Origin of the sequence: Mycobacterium sp. (assembly GCF_049683355.1) — a bacterium.
Taxonomy (GTDB): Bacteria; Actinomycetota; Actinomycetes; order Mycobacteriales; family Mycobacteriaceae; genus Mycobacterium.
This window is the reverse complement of sequence record NZ_JBAUJB010000003.1, coordinates 1-6,548: the sequence shown is the minus strand read 5'-3', so window position 1 is coordinate 6,548 and position 6,548 is coordinate 1. Positions and strand designations below refer to the sequence as shown.

The following is a 6,548-nucleotide window of genomic DNA, read 5'->3' as shown; positions in this document are numbered from 1 at the left end:
TTAGGGAATCTTCCCGGCGAGATGGCTGACACCGACTTGGGTACTATCGCTGCGACAAGCCGATCGACGAGACGAGATTCATGACGCAGCGATACGACCTGGTTATCGCCGGTGGAGGGCCTTCGGGTTCGGCCGCCGCGTGGCAGGCCGCGCAGACCGGCGCGAAAGTCGTGGTCCTGGACAAGGCGCAGTTCCCCCGCGACAAGCCCTGTGGGGACGGCCTGACCGCCCGCGCGGTCAGCTACCTGCAGAAGATGGGGCTGGCCGATGAGGTGGCCACCTTCCACCGGGTGAACCGGGTCACGGTCTTCAGCCCGAGCGAGTGGGAACTGTCGTTCCCGAAGCGCCCGGGCATGCCCGACCACGGCCACACCGTCAGCCGCACCCACCTGGACACGGTGCTGCTCAAGCACGCCGAGTCGGCCGGTGCCGAGGTACGCCAGGGCGCCGAGGTCACCGGACCGGAGATGGACGCCGGCGGCCGGGTGATCGGTGTGACGCTCAAGGGTGGAGAGAAGGTCTACGGCGATGCGGTGATCGCCGCCGACGGTGCCTACTCCCCGATCAAGCGCGCGCTCAAGATCGACTCCGAATACAACGGCTACCAGGCGATCGCGATCCGCTCGGAGATGCACGCCAACCGGCCGGACTCCGACTCGCTCGACATCTACCTGAAGCTGGTGTTCGAAGGCGATCAGCTGCCCGGGTACGGCTGGGTGTTCCCGATGGGCGACGGCGTCTTCAACATCGGCCTCGGCTACGTCAACAGCTACAAGAACTGGCAGTCGATCAACGCCACCCAATTCCTCGGCGAGTTCCTGCGTACCCTCCCGCGCGACTGGGAGCTCCCGCCGATCGAGGAACTCAAGAAGAACAAGAGCGTGCGCGCCTGGCGGCTACCGATGGGATTCACCGCGTGGCCGCCGTGGCGGCCGGGTGTGCTGTTCACCGGTGACTCGCTGGGCGCAGGCAAGCCGGCCTCCGGCGCCGGCATCTCGAAGGCGCTCGAGTCGGGGCTGGCCGCCGGAGAGTGTGCGGTCGCCGCGCTGCAGAACGGCGGGCCCGACGACTTCACCAACTACGCGCAGCGGATGGAAGCGGCGTGGGGTCGGGAGTACAAACGCGGCCGCTACATGCACAAGCTGATCGGACAGCCCAAGCTCGCCAACGTCGGCGTGAGGCTGATCGACAACGCCGCGTTCCGGGACCGGATGCTCAAGGCGCTGTACAAGAAGGCCCAGGGCCCGCAACACAAGGTGAAGTAGGCCGGCGTCCAACCCGATGATGGTGTCGCAGCCTGACGGCGCCCGACTGGGCGTCGAGGCGGCACGACGGCTGAGCGTGCTCGGCTCGGTGGACCTCGCTCCCGGTCTCAGCGCCGCCGAGATCACCCAGGTGCAGGCCGAGTTCGACTTCGAGTTCGCCGACGACCATCGCGCCTTTCTGTCGGCCGGGCTCCCTGTCGGGGATTCGTGGCCGGACTGGCGGTCGGGACCGCGCCGAACCCTGGGTGCGGTGCTTCAACTGCCTGTCGACGGCGTGCTGTTCGACGTGGAGTGGAACGAATTCTGGCACCACACTGGGGACGACCGCCGGCCCGGATGAAAGACGCGCTGCGGACGGCACGCTATCGGCTGGCCCGGGTCCCCCGGATGGCCCCGGTGTTCGGTCACCGTTTCCTGCCGGCGGGACACGACTCCTTCGGCCATCCGGTGTTGTCGATCTATCGCACCGAGATCCTCAGCTGCGGCGACGATCTCGTGCACTTTGTCGACAACGAGTTCGGCCCGGGCCCGCACCGCCCCGGCACCGCGCACCCCACGGCGGAGTTCTGGTCCGATCTGACGCAGTGAGATGCCGGACATGTCGTAGGTTCGGATTACCCTCACCGGCATGGAACAGCGGATCAGCCTCATCACGCTCGGTGTCGACGATCTCGACCGGGCCGGCCGCTTCTACGAGGAGGGGCTGGGGTGGGTGCCCAAGCAGGCGCCCGAGGGGGTCGTCTTCTACCAGCTGCCGGGCATCGCTCTGGCGTTGTTCGGCCGCGGTGAGCTCGCCGAGGACTGCCGGCACCCGGTCGACGGCCGGTTCAGCGGCATCACCATCGCCATCAACCAGCGCTCCGAAGCCGACGTCGACGCGGTGCTCGGTCAGGCCGCGGCGGCGGGCGCGACCATCCTCAAGCCCGCCGAAAAGGTGTTCTGGGGCGGCTATTCGGGCTACTTCGCCGATCCCGACGGCCATGTATGGGAGGTCGCACTCAACCCCGAGTGGACGATCAACGACGATGGGACGCTGACGATCTAACGCGTCCTTTCGCCGAATGTGCCGTCTGATACGTGCATGGCGGCGAGTAGCGTATGACACCGCACAACCGGGCGCCCGTCAGCGTCGTCCGCGCCCGGCCCGGCCCGGTTTGCGCGCGACCTTGCCCGCGGCAGCGCGGGCGGCCTGCTTCGCGAGGGCCTTCTCCCGTGCGGTGCGTTTTGGTGCCGGCTGGGTCTGAGTCCGCGATGAACCGGGTCTGCGCCCCCGCACGATCCCGATGAACTCCTCGACCAGCGGTGACTGCGGCCCTTCCGGGACGACGAGTGCCACCGGACAGGTAGGCGCGTCGGTGATCGGGCGATACGTGAGGTCTTTGCGGTGGTACAGCCGCGCCAGCGACTGTGGGACGACGAGCGCGCCAACTCCTGCAGCGACGAGTGCTGTTGCGTCCTCGGTGGTCTCGGGTCGGTGATCGACCGGGGTACCGGGCGCGCCCTCCCAGGCGACGACGTCGTCGAGTGGCAGCAGTACCGGCTCGCCGTCGAGGTCTGCGGCGGTGATCTCGTCGACCGCACTGAGAAGGTGATCGGCCGGCACCACGGCGACCGTCGTCTCCTCGTAGAGGGGGATGACGGCCAGCCCTGACGTGTCCGGCTGCGGCCGCAGCACCGCCACGTCGACGGTGCCTGCGCGCACTTCGGCGACCGCGTCCGCGGCGGCGACCACGCGCAACTCGAGGGGGGCCTCCGGGTGACGCTCCGCCCAGGTCCGGGCCCACTTCGCGGGCGTCCCGCCGGGCACGTAACCGAGGGTGAGCGAGGGCCGGGTCACCGCCTCAGGCTACCGCTGGGCGCCATCGATAGGCTGGGGTCATGAGCAGGCCGAACGCGCAGTCCATGAAACCGGCCACGGCGGCGAAGAAGCTGGACGTGTACTTGCCCGCGACGCCGGCCGAGTTCCAGGAGAACGCCATCACCCGCACCGCTCTGGCCGCCCTGCAGGCAGACCCGCCGCAATGGCTCAAGGACCTCCGCAAGCACGGTCCGCACCCGAAGAACCTCGTGGCGGCCAAGCTGGGCATCTCGATCGCCGCACTCGGGCGCAACGACGTCGAGACTGCGCTGACCACTGAGCAGATCGCCGCGCTGCTCGAGGAGATGCCGGAGTGGCTGGTCACAGAACGTGAGAGCTACCAGGCTGTGCTTCGTGAGGAGCGACGCTTGAAGGCAGCACGTGCGGACCAGGCTCGCGAGAGCTGACCGCAGCCGCGATCGTGCAATTTCGTACGCAACTCGCCGCACCGAGCGTATGAATCCGCACGCTCGACGTCAGAGCCTCACAGCATGCAGCTGACGCAACCCTCCACCTCAGTGCCCTCCAAGGCCATCTGGCGCAGCCGGATGTAGTAGAGCGTCTTGATGCCCTTGCGCCAGGCGTAGATCTGCGCCTTGTTGACGTCGCGGGTGGTGGCGGTGTCCTTGAAGAACAGCGTCAGGCTCAGCCCCTGGTCCACGTGCTGGGTGGCCGCGGCGTAGGTGTCGATGATCTTCTCGTAGCCGATCTCATACGCGTCCTGGTAGTACTCCAGGTTGTCGTTGGTCAGATACGGCGCCGGATAGTAGGCCCGCCCGATCTTGCCTTCCTTGCGGATCTCGATCTTGCTGGCCACCGGGTGGATCGAACTCGTCGAGTGGTTGATGTAGCTGATCGACCCGGTCGGCGGCACCGCCTGCAGGTTCTGGTTGTAGATGCCGTGCGCCTGCACCGACTCCTTGAGCCGCTTCCAATCCTCCTGCGTCGGAATGCGAATCCCGGCGTCGGCGAACAACTCCCGCACCTGCGCGGTGGCCGGCTCCCACACCTGGTCGGTGTACTTGTCGAAGAACTCCCCGGAGGCGTACTTCGAACGCTCGAAGCCACCGAACGCCGTACCCCGCTCGATCGCGATGCGGTTGCTCGCCCGCAGCGCGTGGTAGAGCACGGTGTAGAAGTACATGTTCGTGAAGTCCACGCCCTCTTCGGAGCCGTAGTGGATCCGCTCGCGGGCCAGATATCCGTGCAGGTTCATCTGCCCCAGGCCGATGGCGTGGGACTCGTTGTTGCCCTGTTCGATCGACGGCACCGAGGTGATCGAGGTCTGATCGCTCACCGCGGTCAACCCGCGGATCGCCACCTCGATGGTCTGGGCGAAGTCCGGCGAGTCCATGGCCTTGGCGATGTTGAGCGAGCCGAGGTTGCACGAGATGTCCTTGCCCACCTTGGAATAGGACAGATCGTCGTTGAACTCCGACGGGGTGGACACCTGCAGGATCTCCGAGCACAGGTTGGAGTGGGTGATCTTGCCCTCGATCGGATTGGCGCGATTCACCGTGTCCTCGTACATGATGTATGGGTAGCCCGACTCGAACTGCAGCTCGGCCAGCGTCTGGAAGAACTCCCGCGCCTTGATCTTGGTCTTGCGGATCCGGGCGTCGTCGACCATCTCGTAGTACTTCTCGGTGACCGAGACGTCGGCGAACGGCACGCCGTAGACACGCTCGACGTCGTACGGCGAGAACAGGTACATGTCCTCGTTCTTCTTGGCCAGCTCGAACGTGATGTCGGGGATCACCACACCCAGCGAGAGCGTCTTGATCCGGATCTTCTCGTCGGCGTTCTCCCGCTTGGTGTCCAGGAAGCGGTAGATGTCGGGGTGGTGAGCGTGCAGGTACACCGCGCCGGCACCCTGGCGCGCGCCGAGCTGGTTGGCGTAGGAGAACGAATCCTCGAGCAGCTTCATGATCGGGATGACGCCCGAGCTCTGGTTCTCGATGTTCTTGATCGGCGCGCCGTGCTCACGGATGTTGGTGAGCAGCAACGCGACTCCGCCACCACGCTTGGACAGCTGCAGCGCCGAGTTGATCGAGCGCCCGATGGACTCCATGTTGTCCTCGATGCGCAGCAGGAAGCACGACACGGGCTCGCCGCGCTGTTTCTTGCCGGAGTTGAGGAACGTCGGGGTGGCGGGCTGGAACCGGCCGTCGATGATCTCGTCGACCAGCTTCTCGGCGAGCACGGTGTCACCGGCGGCCAGCGTGAGGGCCACCATGACCACCCGGTCTTCGAAGCGCTCGAGGTAGCGCTTGCCGTCGAACGTCTTGAGCGTGTAGCTGGTGTAGTACTTGAACGCACCCAGGAACGTCGGGAACCGGAACTTCTTGGCGTACGCGCGGTCCAGCAACGTCTTGACGAAGTTTCGTGAGTACTGGTCGAGGACCTCGCGCTCGTAGTAGTTCTTCTGGACCAGGTAGTCGAGCTTCTCGTCCTGATTGTGGAAGAACACCGTGTTCTGGTTGACGTGCTGCAGGAAGTACTGGTTGGCGGCTTCCCGGTCCTTGTCGAACTGAATCTTGCCGTCGGCGTCGTACAGATTCAGCATCGCGTTCAGCGCGTGGTAGTCGAGTTCGTCCGCGCCCGAATTAGCGCGAACGTGAACTTCGCTGGCTACAGGTTCTGCAGCTGTGACGGTTGGGGGCACGTCTGGTCCTTCCAGAAGTCAGAGAGGCCCGCGCGGACGGCGAAGACGTCGTCCGTGGTGCCCATCAATTCGAAACGGTAGAGAAACGGCACGCCGCACTTGCGAGAGACGACGACGCCCGCGTAGCCGAACTCGGCGCCGAAGTTGGTGTTGCCCGCGGCGATGACACCGCGCAGCAGGCCACGGTTGTGCTCGTTGTTGAGGAACGCGATCACCTGCTTGGGGACGTATCCCCCGGCGTCGGGATCGGGGCCGTTGGCGTGACCACCGCCGTAGGTGGGCAGCACCAGCACGTAGGGCTCATCAACCTCGATGCGCCCGCGCAGCGGAATGCGGATGGCAGGGATCTCCAGCTTCTCGACGAACCGGTGAGTGTTCTCCGAGACGCTGGAGAAGTAGACGAGGTTGCCGTTCGCCATCTCGCGGCGCCCTCCTTCCTGCCCTTCGATTACCGGTTATGCCGTGGCTGCGACGGCGGCACCGGCCAGCGCCTTGATCCGATCGGGCCGGAAGCCGGACCAGTGGTCGTTGCCGGCGACCACGACGGGTGCCTGTAGGTAACCGAGCGCCATGACGTAGTCACGCGCGTCGTTGTCGACCGAGATGTCGACGACGTCATATGCGACCCCCTGCTTGTCCAACGCCTTGTAGGTGGCGTTGCACTGGACGCAAGCGGGCTTGGTGTACACGGTGACAGTCATTCGGCGGGCTCCCTCAGCGAAATTTTTGTTCGGCGATCGGTGGTTCTCGGTGACGACTT

The 6,548-nt window shown here is 65.7% G+C and carries 9 protein-coding genes; 5 read left to right on the top strand and 4 right to left on the bottom strand.

The window, feature by feature from the left end; genetic code table 11:
* The first annotated feature begins 80 nt into the window (after positions 1–80).
* Genes WA944_RS00115 through WA944_RS00100 form a run of 4 tightly spaced genes read left to right on the top strand, consistent with a single transcriptional unit; the run spans position 81 to position 2,310 of the window.
* Entirely contained in the window at positions 81–1,265 is a 1,185-nt protein-coding gene (locus WA944_RS00115; RefSeq protein WP_526373962.1) for an NAD(P)/FAD-dependent oxidoreductase, read from the top strand.
* Positions 1,266–1,281: 16 nt separating this feature from the next.
* Entirely contained in the window at positions 1,282–1,605 is a 324-nt protein-coding gene (locus tag WA944_RS00110; RefSeq protein ID WP_526373963.1) for a hypothetical protein, read from the top strand.
* A complete protein-coding gene (locus WA944_RS00105) occupies positions 1,602–1,853 on the top strand; it encodes a hypothetical protein (protein ID WP_526373964.1) in 252 nt (83 codons plus the stop codon). Before WA944_RS00110 ends, WA944_RS00105 begins: the two co-directional genes overlap by 4 nt.
* Positions 1,854–1,893: 40 nt before the next feature.
* Entirely contained in the window at positions 1,894–2,310 is a 417-nt protein-coding gene (locus WA944_RS00100) for a VOC family protein (protein WP_526373965.1), read from the top strand.
* A 78-nt stretch (positions 2,311–2,388) separates the two neighbouring features.
* On the opposite strand, the gene WA944_RS00095 is transcribed toward WA944_RS00100, so the two are convergent.
* Positions 2,389–3,102, bottom strand: a complete 714-nt coding sequence (locus WA944_RS00095; RefSeq protein WP_526373966.1) for a LysR family substrate-binding domain-containing protein — start codon at positions 3,100–3,102, stop codon at positions 2,389–2,391.
* A 41-nt stretch (positions 3,103–3,143) separates the two neighbouring features.
* Here WA944_RS00095 and WA944_RS00090 point away from each other — a divergent pair, with 41 nt between their 5' ends.
* Entirely contained in the window at positions 3,144–3,530 is a 387-nt protein-coding gene (locus WA944_RS00090) for a DUF5997 family protein (RefSeq protein ID WP_526646030.1), read from the top strand.
* Positions 3,531–3,607: 77 nt separating this feature from the next.
* On the opposite strand, the gene nrdE is transcribed toward WA944_RS00090, so the two are convergent.
* Genes nrdE through nrdH form a run of 3 tightly spaced genes read right to left on the bottom strand, consistent with a single transcriptional unit; the run spans position 3,608 to position 6,489 of the window.
* Positions 3,608–5,788: a class 1b ribonucleoside-diphosphate reductase subunit alpha gene (nrdE, locus tag WA944_RS00085; protein ID WP_526611035.1), complete on the bottom strand. Its 2,181-nt coding sequence runs from the start codon at positions 5,786–5,788 to the stop codon at positions 3,608–3,610.
* A complete protein-coding gene (gene nrdI, locus WA944_RS00080) occupies positions 5,755–6,207 on the bottom strand; it encodes a class Ib ribonucleoside-diphosphate reductase assembly flavoprotein NrdI (RefSeq protein WP_526611034.1) in 453 nt (150 codons plus the stop codon). Before nrdI ends, nrdE begins: the two co-directional genes overlap by 34 nt.
* Positions 6,208–6,243: 36 nt before the next feature.
* The gene (gene nrdH / locus WA944_RS00075; protein ID WP_159232696.1) at positions 6,244–6,489 is read right to left on the bottom strand and encodes a glutaredoxin-like protein NrdH; all 246 of its coding nucleotides are present in this window, start codon (positions 6,487–6,489) and stop codon (positions 6,244–6,246) included.
* Positions 6,490–6,548 lie beyond the last annotated feature (59 nt).